This is a genomic window from Providencia alcalifaciens DSM 30120 (assembly GCF_000173415.1).
GTDB lineage: Bacteria > Pseudomonadota > Gammaproteobacteria > Enterobacterales > Enterobacteriaceae > Providencia > Providencia alcalifaciens.
Genome location: NZ_ABXW01000047.1, coordinates 226,525 through 243,073 on the forward strand (window position 1 = coordinate 226,525; position 16,549 = coordinate 243,073).

Consider the following 16,549-nt stretch of genomic DNA (forward strand, 5'->3'; position numbering starts at 1 on the left):
GGGTGATGCGAAATTTTTTAATCGTTTTGCCGTTTGGCAATTATAGCTCTTTTCTCTTTCGAGTCGCGTTGCTCGAATTATGATGAGTATAGCCGATTTTCTCGCCAAGCTGTGCGTATAACAGGTCGAGATACCAAAGGGGCGTTATATTAATTCAACATTCGCTTATCGTCACCTGTTAAAAATGCGGCAATTGTAATAAGAATTGTACAATTCTCGCTGCTCGTTAGGCTTTAAAACAAAAGATTAATTTGCCCTGTCAAAATGGTATCGAAATCATCTTGCAGAAAAGGGAGAATCCCATCGGCGATAGGCTTGATTTGTTTGAGAATATAGTGCTCATAATCGGGTTTAGCCGTCACAGTTTCAAGCGGTTCAGGACCCGCTTGGGTAATAATGTAGCTGATCCAACCCCCATTTTGATACTGCAAAGGGCGCTGTAATTTTAAATTGTATTCATCCGCCTGTCGTGCAGCTCTTACGTGAGGGGGAACATTACGCTGATAATCGGACAATTTACGACGCAGGCGTTTACGATAAATCAAGCGATTGTCATATTCTCCAGAACGAATGGCACGAATATAATCGTTAATAAACTCTCGATAAGGCTGACGATAAAAAATACGGGTATACAACTCTTTTTGGAAATTTTGAGCGAGAGGCGTCCAATCAGAGCGGATAGTCTCTAACCCTTTAAAAACCATGGTATCTTGGCTTAAACCTGCATAGCGTTTTTTACTGCCTTGGTCGGTTCCGCGGATCGTTGGCATCAAAAAGCGTCGATAGTGGGTTTCATATTCAAGTTCGAGAACACCATCGAGTTGCCACTCTTCTTTAAGATGTTGTTTCCACCAATTATTAACATGATCTCGCAATTGATAACCGACTTTTTGCGCTTGTTCATCTGTGTGAGGATCCCTTAGCCAAACAAAGGTGGAATCTGTATCCCCATAGATTACCTGATAGCCTTGAGATTCAATTAATTGCTTCGTAATGCGCATGATTTCATGACCACGCATCGTAATTGAAGCGGTTAATCTAGGATCAAAAAAGCGACATCCATCGGCACCTAAAACCCCTGCAAATGCATTCATAATGATTTTGAGTGCTTGGGATAGAGGGGCATTTTTTTGTTGTTTAGCTTTATCTCGACCTTGCCAAATATGGCTGACAATATCAGGTAAACAGTGCGTAGTGCGGGAAAACCATGCCCCACGAAATCCTTCAACAGAATGCTCAGGTTCAGGATGAGCCAGCCCTTCAATCATGCCTGCAGGGTCAATCAAAAAGGTGCGAATAATTGAGGGATATAGGCTTTTATAATCAAGCACCAAAACAGAGTCATACAAACCAGGTTGGGAGTCCATGACAAATCCGCCGGGATTGAGCTGAAATTTTTGCTCAGAGAGCGTAGGGGCAACAAACCCTAAGCGGTGTAGCCGAGGAATATATAAATGGGAAAAGGCGGCGACTGAGCCTCCCATGCGATCGGCGGCGAGCCCTGTGACTGTAGAGCGTTCTTGCAAGAATGCCATTAAATCGGTTTTCTCAAAGATGCGATGCACCAAAATACAGTCTTGAATATTGTAATGGGCGAGGGCGGGTTTATCGTGAGCAAAGCGGCGGTTAATTTCATCCATCCGATCATAGGGAGTATCAATTGCCTTTCCTTCACCAAGCAATTGCTGGGCAACGGATTCCAAACTGAATGAACTGAAACTCCATGTTGCCGATTTTAACGCATCAATACCATCAATAATTAAGCGACCTTCAGCGTAGGCAAAAAACACCCCTTGCTTAAAACCGTGTTCTCGCCATTCAAGCTTTTTCCCTTGCCGACCTAATAAAAGTGGAATGCCATAACGCTCTGCGTGTTTTTGTAACACTTGCAAATCAAATTGAATTAAATTCCAACCGATAATGGCGTCAGGATCATATTGCTGAATCCAGTCGTTTAATTGTTCGAGTAACTGAGGGCGACTGTTTGCGTACACTAGCCGATGTTCATTGTTGAGGGCTGGACCTTGTTCAGGCCCCAGCATAAACACGACATTATCACCACAGCCAGCTAACCCAATTGAGTAAAGCTCCCCATGCTGGCTAGTTTCAATATCAAGGGAGACAGCGCGTAATGTTGGTCGATAACCGTCACAAGGTTTAAGTTGATATTTTCCTTGATGATTTCGAGAAAACCACACGGGAGCGGTAATAAAGCGCTCCATTAAATAACGTTCACAAGGGCGAATATCAGTTTCTAATAACTCGACACCTAGCGCTTGGCAATTTTTGTCCAAATTTTGTAACTGGCGATATTGCTGACAGTAAATGGCATACACTTTTTCGCGTTTAAAATCCCGAAGCTCAACGGGGCGATAGCTAATATCAGCTTGCCCTTCAAATAAATGGCGTACAAGGGGCAGTTTAGATTCGGGTAAAAAACCGACGGCTTGTTGATAAGGAACAATGACTTTTTGCGGTTGATTATCGGTAAGTAGCCAATAGCTGACCTCGATACCGTAGCGGGTATCTCGCCAATGGCGGCTAAGAATAAAGCCTTTTTCAGCGGGGGCATTGGATGGAGGCATAAAGGAAACTCGCGTAAATAATCTGCAATTAATATACGCGAATGGTGGGGATTTATACAGTGTTATTTATCGAGATAATTAGAAATACCTAATAATGCAGAAGCATCGGTTTTGCCTTGTAACAGTGTTTCAGTATCGCCGTCATACACAATTGCGCCATCGGCAATCACTAAGCTACGAGGGGCGATTTGTAGTGAGTCTTCAATACTATGAGAGACCATCAATAACGTGATGGATTTATTAACGCAAATGTCATTGAGTAATTGCAGCATTTCATTGCGTAAAGCGGGATCTAAGGCAGAAAATGGCTCATCTAACAATAAAATAGGTTGGTTGCGAATTAAACAGCGAGCAAGCGCTGCACGTTGACGTTGACCACCCGATAACTGCGCCGGTGTTCTATCCAAGCATTCAGTTAAGCTGACGTGTTGCGCCATTTGTTCAACTTCAGTCATTTGCAGTTGATTAAGGCGCAAACTAGGTTGTAAGCCTAGCCCAATATTTTGCCTAACCGTGAGGTGGGCAAAGAGATTATTTTCTTGGAATAGCATGGAGACAGGGCGCTTCGCAGGGGGTGTCAATGTATGATTTTCGCCATTTAACGTGATAGTGCCGTGGCGAGGATACTGAAATCCACTAATTAGGCTAAGTAGGGTACTCTTGCCTGCGCCGCTCGGTCCCATGATCGCGACTCTTTCCCCTGAAGCGACTATGAAATCAAAGTGCATGTTCAAACTATCGTATTGATAATCTAGGTTTTTTAATTCAATCATGAGTCTTTCCCGATAATCTCTCAAGTAAGCTGAACAGACAAAAACAAAGTAACAGCAATAGCATCGCGGTGACAGCACCGTCATGAGTACGATAAGCGCCTATTTGCTGATAAAGATAGTAAGGTAGAGTGCGAAACGCTTCATTACCAAACAGGGCGACGACGCCAAAATCCCCGATTGAAATAACACAAGCAAACGCTAATGCTTGAGCGATAGGTTTACGTAGCGCTCGTAACTCAATAATTTTAAATCGGTTAAAGCCTGTAATTTCCAAAGATTGACACAATGGATTATAACGTTGAGCCAAATCCCGCATAGGGTTATCAAGCACTTTTAGGGCATAAGGGATCGCAAGTAAGGCATTTGTCATGATCACGAGCGGATAAGGAGTCTCAGGGATACCAATGGTTTCATTGAAAAAAATGAAAAAGCCAGTTGCCAGAACAATCCCAGGCATCGCGAGAATGATGAGACCGCTGAGTTCAATCGCTTGTCCAAGTTTTAGTGCATTTCTCAGTCGTAGTTCTCGGCTACTCCAAAGCAGCATTAGCGTGAGGATGACACATATCACTCCTGCGAAAAGTGCGATAAACAGTGATGTTGATGTTGCTTGCCATAAGGCTGATTGCTGGAGGACGTCCAGTAGTTGACTATTTAGTCCATCGACAATAACCGCTAATAAGGGCGGGATTAATAGGAGGAGGGCGGCAGCAATCACAAGCAAATCGCGCAAGCGACGAAATAGGTTATCGGCAGGGTCAAACCACTGATTTTGATGACTAAAGCCAATTGAGAATGCATGATTAATGTGCTGGCAAATTAACATTAAGCCCACGCAGCAGCCAAGCTGAATCAAGGCGAGCAATGTGGCTCGTCCTAAATCAAAGTCATAGCTAAGCGCTTGATAAATCGCTAACTCGATAGTTGTCGCTGCTGGACCGCCTCCCAAAGCAAGTACTGTCGCAAAACTGGCAAAGCACAACATAAAAATTAAGGCGCCAGTCGGTAACATCTGGCGGCGCAAATAGGGCCATTCCAAAATAGCGAATTGTTGCCACTCATTAAATCCAAGTTGAGCTGCGCTTTGTCGTTGCTCAATAGCAATATTTTCAAGCGATTGTAATAGCATTCGGGTGGCGAGTGGCATATTGAAAAAGATATGAGCCAATAAAATGCCACGTAATCCATAAGGCGAGAATTGGTATTCAAATCCTAGCCATTGGCACAGTTTTGCAAGCCATCCGGTTTGCCCGTATACCGATAAAATACCAAAAACAGCCACCAATACGGGTAAAACGAGAGTCATAGCGCATAGGCGGAGGAAGAGCGTTCGTCCCCAGAACCGCCGGCGGTAAAGGGCTCTTGCAAGAAAAATAGCGGGAATAATGGAAAAAATCGCGGAAAGCAGTGCCTGCCAAAACGTAAAACCGATGACATGCCAGAGGTAATCATCTTCAACGATTTCTTTGAGCGAAATTTCAGGTGCGAAAAACCACAGAGCCCCAAATGCGAGCAAAGCAACGACAAGCAATAAACCGGAGGCAAGCGCCCCCGGTAATAAAGTTAAGTTGATTAACGACTGACGGCGGTTTGCCATAAACGAGTCCATGCTTGACGTTCTTTAGCCACTTCTTGAGCACTAAATTGCAATGATTTTTTCGGTAATGGCAACACGTTATACACTTCAGGTAGCGGTATATCGATCACCGGATACATCCAGTTAGTTGTGGGTAATGTGTTTTGGAATTCTGGCGTTAACATAAACTGTAAAAACTGTTTTGCGAGCTCAGGCTGCGGGCTGTGCTTCAATCTAGCTGCTACCTCGACTTGCATATAATGCCCTTCATCAAACAGAGCCGCAGCGTAGTTATCTTTCTTATCATTCAGAATCTGGTAGCCCGGAGAGGCGGTATAGCTAAGAACAAAATCACCTTCGCCTTTCAAGAATAATCCATAAGATTCACTCCAGCCTTTCGTAACTGTGAGCGTTTTGCCTGCCATTTTTTTCCATGCATCGGCAGATTTTTCACCGTAGATTTTTTCAACCCACAACATTAACCCTAAGCCAGGGGTGCTGGTGCGAGGATCTTGATAAATGATTTTCCAATTATTTTTGCTATCAAGCAGCTCATTCATGCTTTTCGGTGGCTGCTTAATTTTATTGGTATCGTAGATGAACGCGAAGTAGCCATAGTCGTAAGGAATGAATGTTTTGCTATTCCATTCGATAGGTAATTTGAGGGCATCAGTTTTGATATCTGCAGCGGCGAATAATCCTGTTTTTTCTGCGGAATCAAGCAAGTTGTTATCTAAACCTAAGATAACGTCAGCTTTGCTTTTAGCACCTTCCATACGCAGGCGGTTGAGTAGCGCAACACCATCACCTAATGAAACTAATTTCAATTCACAATCACATTGGGCTTCGAAATTCTTTTTAATTTGTGGGCCTGGACCCCACTCAGCGGCAAAAGAATCATAGGTATAGACAGTCAGCGTTGGTTTCTCTGCTGAGGCTAACGTTGCAAAACTTAAGGTGGTTAATGCAATGATAGAGGTAAATAGCTTATTTTTAGTCATTGTAATTCCTGCGTAAATCATAAAAAACACACAGGATTTGAGGGGGGACCGATACAATAATTTGTAGACGGCAGCTCAAATCCCTACGCCGGTATTAGCCGGATCAGGTTCTACGGGTTATTTCTCAGCCCAAATTGGCACCCCGTTGAGACGCAGACTATTGTAGTTACTTCAGACATATCTGCAAACTGTATTGATATAGGTTTACCAGTTTAGGTATGTGTGAAACAATTAGGCATCTTTCAAATTTGGTTATTGAGGTAGTCTAGTGATCGATGATGATGGCTACCGCCCGAATGTAGGAATTGTAATTTGTAATCGGCAAGGTCAAGTCTTATGGGCTCGCCGTTATGGTCAGCATTCTTGGCAATTTCCTCAAGGTGGGATTAACCCTGGGGAATCGCCAGAACAAGCGATGTATCGTGAGTTATACGAGGAAGTCGGACTACAGCGTAAAGATGTCAGGTTACTTGCATCTACCCGTAATTGGTTACGCTACAAATTACCTAAGCGTTTGGTGCGTTGGGATACAAAACCTGTTTGTATTGGACAGAAACAACGTTGGTTTTTACTTCAACTCCAATGTAATGACGCCGATATAAATGTGCAGCGCAGTAAATCGCCAGAATTTGACGGCTGGCGGTGGGTCAGTTATTGGTATCCTGTTAGGCAAGTGGTTTCTTTTAAACGTGAAGTTTATCGGCGTGTTATGAAGGAATTCGCCCCCGTGGTTATGCCTTTGCAGGAACAAAAATTACCACAACGACCTGTTTTTAATAATCGTAGGCGCGGAGTCAAATAAGCCTATGTTGACGCGTTTACGTGACATTGTCGAAAAGGTCGCGATGGCGACCAGCTTGACCCAAGCGCTTGAAGTTTTGGTCAATGAAACCTGCAAAGCGATGCGCACAGATGTGTGCTCGATTTATTTAGCAGATCATCCTCGTCAATGTTATTACCTAATGGCAACCCGCGGGCTGAAAAAGCCTAGCGGGATTGCTATTCGTCTAGGATTTGACGAAGGGGTTGTTGGCGCAGTGGGCCGACAATCTGAAATGCTGAATCTCGCGGACATTCGCGAACACCCTCAATTCAAATATCTCCCTCAAATTAAAGAAGAGCAGCTCAAGGCATTTCTAGGTGTGCCTGTGGTTTATCGACGTCAGCTACTGGGTGTGTTGGTCGTTCAGCAACGAGAAAAGCGGTTATTTAGCGAAACCGAAGAGTCCTTTATGGTGACGCTATCTATGCAGTTAGCGGTGATTTTATCTCAAGCACAGACCAAAGGTATTTTTGGACAATATCGTCAAAATCGCTTTAAAGCCATTCCTGTTTCTCAAGGAATTTCAATGGCATATGGTTGGCAAGATACTTCCCAGCCATCTTTAGATAGCATATGCCAAGCTACCACATTAAATATTGATGAAGAACGCCAGCGTTTGGTTGTTGCACTGGAAAGTGCCGCTGCGGAATTTCGCCGGATCAGCAAACGTTTTATGGCAAGTTCATCCAAAGAGAGCGCTGCCATTTTTGATCTGTATAACCACTTGCTTAGCGATCCCCAACTGAAAAAACGATTGTTTACGGCGATCAATCAAGGCGCAGTGGCAGAGTGGGCCGTCAAAACAGTTATCGAAGATTATGCCTTGCAGTTCTCTCGCCTGAGAGATCTTTATTTAAGAGAGCGCGGCTCGGATCTTCGGACGTTAGGGCAGCGTTTATTGTTTCATCTGGATGACTCTCAGACTCCCACTAGTCAATGGCCAGATCGTTTTATTTTGGTTGCGGATGAGCTGAGTGCCAGTGTTCTTGCTGAGTTACCGCTTGAGCAATTGGCAGGAGTGATTGTTCGCGATGGTGCAACACATTCACACTCGGCGATTTTGATCCGCGCAATGGGGATCCCAGCCATTATGGGGGCGGATATTGAGCCTTCGTTATTACACAATCGTCATCTGATTTTGGATGGGTATCGTGGTGAAGTATTTATTGAACCTGAAAATTTTATCGCTCAGGAATATCAGCAAATCATCGAAGAAGAAAATGACCTTAGCCGATTAGCGGAAGGAACACTTTCCCAAGACGCCATACTGAAAAATGGCGAGCATGTGGATATTTGCCTTAATGCTGGGCTGAGTCCGCGTTATGAACAACAAATTCATGATGGTGTTGACGGAGTCGGGTTATACCGTACTGAGCTGCCATTTATGCTGCACAATGGCTTTCCCTCAGAAGATGAGCAGAAGCAGTTATATCGTGAAGTATTGCAACTGTTTTCAACCAAACCGGTTGTGCTAAGAACGTTGGACATTGGGGCGGACAAACAGCTGCCGTATATGCCGATTAGTGAAGAGAATCCATGTTTAGGCTGGCGTGGGATCCGAGTGATGTTGGATCAACCTGAGATATTTTTGATCCAGTTACGAGCTATGTTGCGAGCGAACCAATATACGGGGAATTTGCGTATTTTGCTGCCGATGATCACCAGCATTAATGAGGTGGATGAAGCGATTGGCTTGATTAATCGCGCCCGAAATGAAGTCAGCCAACAGCTTGGTAAACCAATTAATTTACCGCCAATAGGCGTCATGCTGGAAGTACCTTCGTTATTGTTTTTGCTGCCAGAGCTAAAACAACGTGTTGATTTTATTTCTATTGGTACCAATGACTTTACACAATATTTACTTGCAGTTGACCGTAATAACACTCATGTAGCGGCACTCTATGATAACCTGCACCCTGCGGTGGTTCGCTTTTTATCCCTGGTTCATACCGAATGTCAGCGTATTGGTTTACCAATCAGTGTGTGCGGTGAAATGGCGGGTCAACCATTAAGCGCGATGGTGCTAATGGCTTTAGGCTATCGAAGTTTAAGTATGAGTGGGCGTAGTGTGCCTCGTATGAAGTATTTAATTCGCCAGCTTGATCCTCTATTGATGTCTGAATTAGTACCTGAACTGCTTTCGGCAGAAACGAGTGAAAATGTCCGACACAAAATCAGTGAGTTCATGGAAAAAAATGGACTCGGTGGATTTGTGCGTGGCGGGATCTAATTTGATCTTCTATGTTATTAATATGTAATTATATGCTGACAATAACCTCGTGTTATTATGCGGCATAATTTTTGAATCAATTATTTTAAAGTGGGGAACGATGAGTAACAGCTACTTAGCATTTCCGGAAATTGATCCCGTTATGTTTTCGATTGGACCAGTTTCTCTACATTGGTATGGTTTTATGTACCTTGTGGGGTTCGTTTTTGCGTTATGGCTAGCAGGGCGTAGAGCGGCTAAGCCAAACAGCGGCTGGACAAAAAATGAAGTCGAAAACCTCCTGTATATTGGCTTTGTCGGTGTATTTGTTGGTGGGCGATTAGGCTATGTTTTCTTCTATAATTTACCTGTTTTCTTAGCTGACCCATTGTACCTATTCAAAGTGTGGGATGGGGGAATGTCCTTCCATGGCGGTTTGATCGGCGTTATCTGTGCCATGATGTTGTTTGCCTATCGCACTAAACGACGCTTTTTACAAGTGTCTGATTTCGTTGCACCTTTAATTCCCTTTGGTCTTGGTATGGGGCGTATCGGTAACTTTATTAATGGTGAATTATGGGGACGCGTCACGTTAGATACACCATGGGCGTTTTTATTCCCTCATTCAAGAAGTGAAGACATTCAGCTTGCGGCACAAGATCCATCCCTGTTACCTATTCTTGAGCAATATGGCGTGTTACCAAGACACCCATCTCAGCTGTATGAAATGTTTTTAGAAGGCATCGTTTTATTCCTGATTTTGAATTTATTTGTTCGTAAGCCTCGCCCAATGGGAAGCGTATCGGGCTTATTCCTTATTGGCTATGGTGCATTCCGTATCATTGTGGAATTCTTCAGACAACCGGATGCGCAGTTAGGGCTATTTGGCGGCATCAGTATGGGGCAAATACTCTCAATTCCGATGATTCTTATCGGTGTATTGATGATTATTTGGGCTTATAAATATGGTAAAAATATTCCTGCCCATAAGCCCGCTAAGAACGCAGACAGTAAGTAAATCAAGTCAATATAGGTTTGTGTTATTACTGATGTTTTATAGCACAAACCGCCTGTATTTTTGAGTAAGAGAGCCACTATGAAGCAGTATCTTGAATTATGCCAACGTATTCTCGATGAAGGTCAATGGGTTGAAAACAAGCGCACAAATGTCCGCTGTTTAACCGTTATTAATGCTGATCTCGAATATGATGTAGGTAACAATCAATTTCCTCTAATTACGACCCGCAAAAGCTTTTATAAAGCCGCTATTGCTGAATTATTAGGGTACTTACGTGGCTATGATAACGCGGCACAATTTCGTGAAATTGGTTGTAATACATGGAATGCCAATGCGAATGAAAACCAAGCATGGTTAGATAATCCGCACCGCAAAGGCGAAGATGACATGGGGCGCGTTTATGGTGTCCAAGGTCGTTCATGGCAACGTCCCGATGGTTCTCATCTTGACCAATTAAAGAAAGTCGTTAATAACCTGAAAAATGGCATTGATGACCGTGCGGAAATTATTACTTTCTATAACCCTGGCGAATTCGAAATGGGCTGCTTACGTCCATGTATGCATACCCATACCTTTTCACTGCTTGGCGATACATTGCATTTAACTTCATACCAACGTAGCTGCGATGTTCCCCTTGGACTCAATTTTAATCAGGTGCAATGTTTTGTCTTGTTGGCGCTAATGGCGCGTATTACGGGTCACAAAGCGGGTAAGGCTTACCATAAAATTGTGAATGCTCATATTTATGAAAACCAACTACCTTTAATGCGTGATGTCCAATTAACGCGTGAGCCATACCCATCTCCAAATTTAACGATTAATCCTGAAATTAAAACCTTAGAAGATATTGAAACGTGGGTAACAACGGATGACTTCACTTTGGAAGGTTATCAGTGCCACGAAGCCATTAAATATCCATTTACGGTTTAATTAGTATTGATTAGTTGATCTGAAGGCATAGGCATTTCACATTGCTTATGCCTTTATTGCCTACCTATGTAATTACTCTTGAATTCTCTTCCTCTCATCTTTTTGCTTTGCCGTGTGTTCAACTACTTTCCAGCATCATTCTTTTTTTCGTGAGCTATTTTTTTACCTCTTAATTTATTATTCAAAGTGGTATCCAGAAAGTACGAGAGAAAATGTAACCATTACATTTTTCTGGAAAGCGCTACGAAAAATAAACGATGAAGATTGTTGTTCTGTGATATTTCCGGTCATGCTTATCTCTGAGGCCAGATAGGTTGCTATCAGAAGGGAAAGATAAACCAGATGAATTTGATAAATAAAACGACGAAGGGGTTGAAGAAAAAAAAGGATGAACAGGGATTCACGTTAATTGAAATGTTAGTTGTACTGTTTCTTTGTTCAATCGTGGGGTTACCTGCATTTTATCAATGGCAACAACAAGTGAAGCGGTTACAGCTTATTGATGCTGCGAGGCAAACCGCAGAATTTATCTACAGTAACTTAATGGAAGGGATTTATCTCAATCAACATCGAATTATGTCGGTTAGTTCCACATTAACGAGCTGGAATTTAAAGGTCGCTAATGTGGATACACTACAGAAAATAAGCCAATTTAGTGGTGATAAATTCGATGGTATTGAACTCAAGCATGCGTCTAGACAATCGATTCATTTATACGGTAAGCAAGGAACCAGCAGCCCTTTTCAAATAGCGCTTAGTAATCAAAGTGACCAAATATCAGTGATAGTTTCATCTGCTGGACGAGTACGTAGTTGTAGCAAACAAGCATTAGCAGGCGTACCTAAATGTTAATACGCGCTAGAGAGAATAAAAGGGAAAAAGGGTTCTCACTATTGGAGTCTTTGGTCGCAATGCTGGTCGGTTGTTTAGTGTGTATAGCTGCAATGAATACGATCCCCGTGCTATTTAAGCAACTATTTCAGGCGTTTTTCCAATACCAATTAGATAGGGAGGTGAGACAGGTACTGATTAATATAGAAAAGGATTTTCGCCGAATTGGTCATTGTAGCCAGTCTCTCTCTAAGCCTCGCTGCGAAGGTAAGGCAATCACTATCAGCGCCAAGTTTTTAAGTCACCAAATGAACTCCTGTATTATTTTTGCCTATGATCAAGACTTATCAGGGAGTTGGGTTGTCGGGCAAGAAAAGACATTACATTCAGATTTTTTTGGATTTAGGCTTAACAATAATAAGCTTGAATCTAATCGTAACGTCACAAGCTGTGATGGAACTCGTTGGCAGTCCTTATTTGATCCTTCTATTGTTAAAGTTAATAAGCTTAATTTTAATTGGCAGCCAGCTGTGCACATGTTAGAGACGCATATCAATTTAGAAAGCCTTTTATTGCCAAGTAAAACATTTAATTACCGCTCTACTGTGATGTTAAGGAATATGCCATGAAGTGGAAGATAGCGGAGCAAGGTAATATTGCTTTAGTGATGGTGATGGTTTTAATGAGTATAGGGCTCATACTATTAAAAGCGTTACATTACTACCAAACACGGGCTAGCTATGAACTGAGCCGAGAAGAAAAATATTATCAATCGTTTAATTTAGCAGAATCTGCTTTGGCGTGGGGGCTCACTCAACATTGGGTGCTGAAGACAGATAAATCAGGTTCTTGGGTATGTCAAAAAGAACAGAATCAAGGGTGGGTGAGTTGCCTTAAATATTATAAAAACAATCAATTCATTTTATCGGGAACCGGTGAGTTACAGCCTAACAAGTCGTTAACGGTATATCGTTGGGTAATACCGATATGGAATGAAGGGCGTCTACAAGCACAAGAAAATGGGTGGATAGATTATTGCCCTGTCGCCATTAAAGGATTTTGTCAATGAAGAATTCACAGCGAGGATTTGCGCTGGTAGAGTCGATGATAGCGGTGGTTGTTTTTGCTATCTTACTCATAGCTCTGTTAAACTATAGTCAATATATCGCTTTGAATTTTAATCAAATATCTCAAAGTGCAAAGGCAGTCAGGTCTCTACATGGAACATTAGAAAAAACAGTATCTTCCCATAACGCTATTCCATTAAAAGTAGAGCCATGGGCTCATGATTTACAGAATCAAGAACAGCAGATAGAAATTGTATATTCTGCCAATGTTGGGAGCTGTGCTGAATCTAAGGTGTCCTTGTCAGTGGGCAATAAACGGCATTCGATAAGTCGCTGGCAATGCGCAAAAGGAGAGAGTCATGTTTCAGGTTTATCATTCTAACCAATTAGATCTTCTTAAAGAGCTAATTGCACACTTAATGGAGAATGATCCACTCACACATCCTTTTGAGCAAGAAATTGTGTTAGTTCAAAGCCCTGGAATGTCTCAGTGGTTACAAATAGAACTTGCTAAGCGTTTTGGGATAGCCGCTAACATAAACTACCCATTACCAGCGACGTTTATTTGGGATATGTTCCGTCGAGTTCTTCCAGATATTCCTAAGGAAAGTGCTTATACCAAGCAAGCGATGACGTGGAAATTAATGACTATTTTGCCAACAGTTATTAATGAAGCTGAATTTGAGCCTTTACGTCATTATCTTAATGACGACTCAGATAAGCGTAAATTACATCAATTATCAGGACGAATTGCTGACTTATTTGACCAGTATTTGGTCTATCGACCAGAGTGGATTTCTCACTGGCAGCGTAATGAACTAATTGAAGGATTAAGCTCAAATCAATTATGGCAAAAAAGATTATGGCTCTGCTTGGTCGAGTATACAGCGCAACTTGGTCAGTCGCCTTGGCACCGTGCAAATCTATACCAGAGCTTTATTGATAAGCTGCGGGAATCACCAGAGTTGGCTAAAAATTTACCCGCTCGCTTATTTATCTGTGGTATTTCTTCTTTACCACCAGTGTACCTACAAGCGCTTAATGCTATTGCGGAACATACGGATATTCACTTAATGTTTACCAACCCATGTCGCTATTATTGGGGTGATATTCAAAGCAGTGCCTTTTTGGCGAGATTGCAACAACGAAAATTGCGCCATTATTTAGATAAATATGAAATATCTCGTTTTAAAATTGAGGAGCATGCCGCTAATTTATTTAATGCCGATGGCGAGCAAAATATTGCGAATCCATTACTGGCATCATGGGGTAAGCTTGGGCGTGACAACCTGTATTTTATTTCTCAAATTGACGCCACAAATGAAGTTTCTGCTTTTGTAGAGAATGGGAGAAATAATCTCCTTGAAAATTTACAGCAAGATATTCTAGATCTTGAAAATCACGCGCAATTAGGCGCGACATTAGAAGAGTACGAAAGTAGTCAGCATAAGCGACCGCTTAATCAATTAGACCAATCAGTGACATTCCATTCATGCCACAGTGCTCAGCGAGAAGTTGAAGTTTTACAGGATCGTTTACTGGCATTGTTTGAAGAAGATGCAACATTGACACCACGAGATGTGATCGTGATGGTTGCAGACATTGATAGTTATGCCCCTTATATTCAAGCCGTCTTTGGTAATACAAACTCATCACACTATATTCCATTTTCAATATCAGATAGAAAAGCGTTGCAAGCTCACCCGATCTTGCAAGCTTTTATCATGTTATTGGATCTCCCTCAAAGCCGATTTTCTACAGAACAAGTTTTAACATTATTAGAAGTGTCGGCATTTTCAGCACGTTTCAACATAGATGAAAGTGAACTGAGTTTATTAAGACGTTGGGTTAATGAATCTGGTATTCGTTGGGGACTTGATGATGACAATGTTCGCTCACTGTCTTTGCCTGTTATTGGGCAAAATACATGGCAGTTTGGTTTAAGCCGTATGTTACTTGGCTATGCAATGGATAGCCGTAATGGTCCCTGGAATGGGGTATTACCGTATGATGAATGCAGTGGGTTAGCTGCTCAGTTAGCGGGGAAACTTGCATTACTCGTTGATACTCTTAGAGAATGGAGAACATTGCTGGAGCAAGAACGTACTCTAGAGGAGTGGAAAACTGTCTGTCAGCAATTGATTGATACTTGCTTCAAAGTGGATAGTGAAACTGAAGTGGTGTTGGCATTATTGACTGAGCAATGGCATAAAATTATTGAAAACGCCCTGACCTCCAATTATCAAGAAACAATTCCATTACGATTAATTCGTGATGAGTTATCTGTTTGTTTTGATGATGAAAAAATTAGTCAGCGTTTTCTTGCCGGAGCAATAAATTTTTGTACATTGATGCCAATGCGTTCAGTGCCGTTCAAAGTCGTTTGTTTGCTTGGTATGAATGATGGGGCATATCCGCGTAATGTACCGCCATTAGGTTTTGATTTAATGGCAGAAAAAATACAACGTGGCGACAGAAAACGCCGCGATGATGACCGATATTTATTTTTGGAAGCGCTGAATTCAGCAGCGAAACAGCTCTACATTAGTTATATCGGGCGCTCGATCCGAGATAATCAAGAATGTAATCCATCGGTGTTGGTGACTGAACTATTGGAGTACATCTGTCAGAGCTTCTGCCTACAAGGTGACCAATCACTTAATATCGATGATAGTGCCCAGCGCTTAAAGCAGCACTTAGTCACTGAGCATAATCGAGTACCATTTGCGAAAGAAAATTTTGTACCAAACTCTCTTTATCAAAGTTTTGCTCAGGAGTGGTTACCTGCAGCAAAAAGTGAGGATAAAGCAACGGAAGTGTTCACTTCAGTATTAAAGCAAAGGGAACCTATTACAGAATTATCGTTAGAACAAATTTTACGTTTTTATCGACACCCAATTCGTGGCTTTTTCCAACAACGTCTGAAGGTCCATTTTTCGGTTGAAGAGACCGAGCTTCCAGAAGAGGAACCGTTTGTATTAGGTGGATTACAACGTTATAAAATCAATGATCAAGTCTTAGATTTGTTGGTAAAAGATGAAGACCCAAATCCGCTTTATCATGCTTTAAAGGCCTCAGGACAACTACCCGCTAAACAATTTGGTCAGATATTTTGGGAAAAGCAACTAAATGACATTGCTCCATTAGCTGAAAAAGTTAAAGAGTATGGTGATCAGCGTATTGATTACCCGATTGAATGTGAAATACAAGGAATCAAAATCACGGGTTTATTGAGAAACATTCATGAATCAGGAATATTGCGCTATCGACCTGCCTATCTAACGGCTAATGATGGGGTGCAATTATGGATAGAGCATTTATTTTTCAATGCATTCATTCGTGAAGGTGAGAGCATTGCATTAGGACGAGAAAACAGTGTTTGGCATTTTTCTGCCATACCAACCGAAAATGCCAAAGAGCACTTAAATACCTTTATCAAAGGTTATTGTGAAGGAATGAATACGCCTCTGATCCTCTTAAACCAAAGTGGTTGGAATTGGCTCTCAGCGTGTTTAGATAAAAAAACAAAGGAATATGATTTTATTTCGGAAGATGTGCAGCAAAAGGCGTTATCTGCGCTATTACAAAGCCTTCAGGGAAGCCAAATGAAAGTGGGTGAAATGGAAGATGATTATGTATTACGGGCTTGTAGAAGCATAAATAGTTCATTGATTGAATCGCTGCTGAGTAATACTCGGCGCTTCTTACTGCCGATGGCAGAGCACTTAAAATAAAG

At 42.0% G+C, this 16,549-nt stretch carries 13 protein-coding genes and 1 riboswitch; of the genes, 9 read left to right on the plus strand and 4 right to left on the minus strand.

The window, feature by feature from the left end; genetic code table 11:
- Positions 1-233: 233 nt before the first annotated feature.
- From PROVALCAL_RS10455 to thiB, 4 genes are all read right to left on the minus strand, one after another.
- Positions 234-2,585, minus strand: a complete 2,352-nt coding sequence (locus PROVALCAL_RS10455) for a DNA polymerase II (protein ID WP_006659215.1) — start codon at positions 2,583-2,585, stop codon at positions 234-236.
- Between the two features lie 62 nt (positions 2,586-2,647).
- Positions 2,648-3,358, minus strand: a complete 711-nt coding sequence (gene thiQ, locus PROVALCAL_RS10460) for a thiamine ABC transporter ATP-binding protein ThiQ (RefSeq protein WP_006659216.1) — start codon at positions 3,356-3,358, stop codon at positions 2,648-2,650.
- Positions 3,351-4,955: a thiamine/thiamine pyrophosphate ABC transporter permease ThiP gene (gene thiP / locus PROVALCAL_RS10465; RefSeq protein ID WP_006659217.1), complete on the minus strand. Its 1,605-nt coding sequence runs from the start codon at positions 4,953-4,955 to the stop codon at positions 3,351-3,353. Before thiP ends, thiQ begins: the two co-directional genes overlap by 8 nt.
- Positions 4,931-5,935: a thiamine ABC transporter substrate binding subunit gene (thiB, locus tag PROVALCAL_RS10470; RefSeq protein WP_039861856.1), complete on the minus strand. Its 1,005-nt coding sequence runs from the start codon at positions 5,933-5,935 to the stop codon at positions 4,931-4,933. The genes thiP and thiB overlap by 25 nt, the downstream gene beginning before the upstream one ends.
- Positions 5,936-5,997: 62 nt before the next feature.
- Positions 5,998-6,090: riboswitch (TPP riboswitch) on the minus strand.
- A gap of 113 nt (positions 6,091-6,203) precedes the next feature.
- Here thiB and rppH point away from each other — a divergent pair.
- From rppH to recC, 9 genes are all read left to right on the plus strand, one after another.
- A complete protein-coding gene (rppH, locus tag PROVALCAL_RS10475) occupies positions 6,204-6,737 on the plus strand; it encodes an RNA pyrophosphohydrolase (protein WP_006659219.1) in 534 nt (177 codons plus the stop codon).
- 4 nt (positions 6,738-6,741) lie between these two features.
- Positions 6,742-8,988 carry a phosphoenolpyruvate--protein phosphotransferase gene (gene ptsP / locus PROVALCAL_RS10480; RefSeq protein WP_006659220.1) on the plus strand — a complete coding sequence of 749 codons (2,247 nt, stop codon included), beginning with the start codon at positions 6,742-6,744 and terminating at the stop codon, positions 8,986-8,988.
- 100 nt (positions 8,989-9,088) lie between these two features.
- The gene (gene lgt, locus PROVALCAL_RS10485; RefSeq protein WP_006659221.1) at positions 9,089-9,985 is read left to right on the plus strand and encodes a prolipoprotein diacylglyceryl transferase; all 897 of its coding nucleotides are present in this window, start codon (positions 9,089-9,091) and stop codon (positions 9,983-9,985) included.
- A gap of 78 nt (positions 9,986-10,063) precedes the next feature.
- A complete protein-coding gene (locus tag PROVALCAL_RS10490) occupies positions 10,064-10,915 on the plus strand; it encodes a thymidylate synthase (RefSeq protein ID WP_006659222.1) in 852 nt (283 codons plus the stop codon).
- Positions 10,916-11,257: 342 nt separating this feature from the next.
- Positions 11,258-11,767 carry a prepilin-type N-terminal cleavage/methylation domain-containing protein gene (locus PROVALCAL_RS10495; RefSeq protein WP_006659223.1) on the plus strand — a complete coding sequence of 170 codons (510 nt, stop codon included), beginning with the start codon at positions 11,258-11,260 and terminating at the stop codon, positions 11,765-11,767.
- Positions 11,761-12,375 (plus strand): prepilin peptidase-dependent protein, encoded by a 615-nt coding sequence (locus PROVALCAL_RS10500; protein ID WP_006659224.1) that lies wholly within the window; start codon positions 11,761-11,763, stop codon positions 12,373-12,375. The genes PROVALCAL_RS10495 and PROVALCAL_RS10500 overlap by 7 nt, the downstream gene beginning before the upstream one ends.
- On the plus strand, positions 12,372-12,815 hold the full coding sequence (locus tag PROVALCAL_RS10505) for a DUF2509 family protein (protein ID WP_006659225.1): 444 nt from the start codon (positions 12,372-12,374) through the stop codon (positions 12,813-12,815). The genes PROVALCAL_RS10500 and PROVALCAL_RS10505 overlap by 4 nt, the downstream gene beginning before the upstream one ends.
- The gene (locus PROVALCAL_RS10510) at positions 12,812-13,195 is read left to right on the plus strand and encodes a prepilin-type N-terminal cleavage/methylation domain-containing protein (protein ID WP_006659226.1); all 384 of its coding nucleotides are present in this window, start codon (positions 12,812-12,814) and stop codon (positions 13,193-13,195) included. Before PROVALCAL_RS10505 ends, PROVALCAL_RS10510 begins: the two co-directional genes overlap by 4 nt.
- Positions 13,173-16,547: an exodeoxyribonuclease V subunit gamma gene (gene recC / locus PROVALCAL_RS10515; protein ID WP_006659227.1), complete on the plus strand. Its 3,375-nt coding sequence runs from the start codon at positions 13,173-13,175 to the stop codon at positions 16,545-16,547. Before PROVALCAL_RS10510 ends, recC begins: the two co-directional genes overlap by 23 nt.
- Positions 16,548-16,549: the final 2 nt, after the last annotated feature.

Bases quoted from the DNA above. Each gene is read 5' to 3' on its own strand.
- PROVALCAL_RS10455 (WP_006659215.1), bottom strand. From the start codon at position 2,585: ATGCCTCCATCCAATGCCCCCGCTGAAAAAGGCTTTATTCTTAGCCGC.
- thiQ (WP_006659216.1), bottom strand. From the start codon at position 3,358: ATGATTGAATTAAAAAACCTAGATTATCAATACGATAGTTTGAACATG.
- thiP (WP_006659217.1), bottom strand. From the start codon at position 4,955: ATGGCAAACCGCCGTCAGTCGTTAATCAACTTAACTTTATTACCGGGG.
- thiB (WP_039861856.1), bottom strand. From the start codon at position 5,935: ATGACTAAAAATAAGCTATTTACCTCTATCATTGCATTAACCACCTTA.
- ptsP (WP_006659220.1), top strand. From the start codon at position 6,742: ATGTTGACGCGTTTACGTGACATTGTCGAAAAGGTCGCGATGGCGACC.
- lgt (WP_006659221.1), top strand. From the start codon at position 9,089: ATGAGTAACAGCTACTTAGCATTTCCGGAAATTGATCCCGTTATGTTT.
- PROVALCAL_RS10490 (WP_006659222.1), top strand. From the start codon at position 10,064: ATGAAGCAGTATCTTGAATTATGCCAACGTATTCTCGATGAAGGTCAA.
- PROVALCAL_RS10495 (WP_006659223.1), top strand. From the start codon at position 11,258: ATGAATTTGATAAATAAAACGACGAAGGGGTTGAAGAAAAAAAAGGAT.
- PROVALCAL_RS10500 (WP_006659224.1), top strand. From the start codon at position 11,761: ATGTTAATACGCGCTAGAGAGAATAAAAGGGAAAAAGGGTTCTCACTA.
- PROVALCAL_RS10505 (WP_006659225.1), top strand. From the start codon at position 12,372: ATGAAGTGGAAGATAGCGGAGCAAGGTAATATTGCTTTAGTGATGGTG.
- PROVALCAL_RS10510 (WP_006659226.1), top strand. From the start codon at position 12,812: ATGAAGAATTCACAGCGAGGATTTGCGCTGGTAGAGTCGATGATAGCG.
- recC (WP_006659227.1), top strand. From the start codon at position 13,173: ATGTTTCAGGTTTATCATTCTAACCAATTAGATCTTCTTAAAGAGCTA.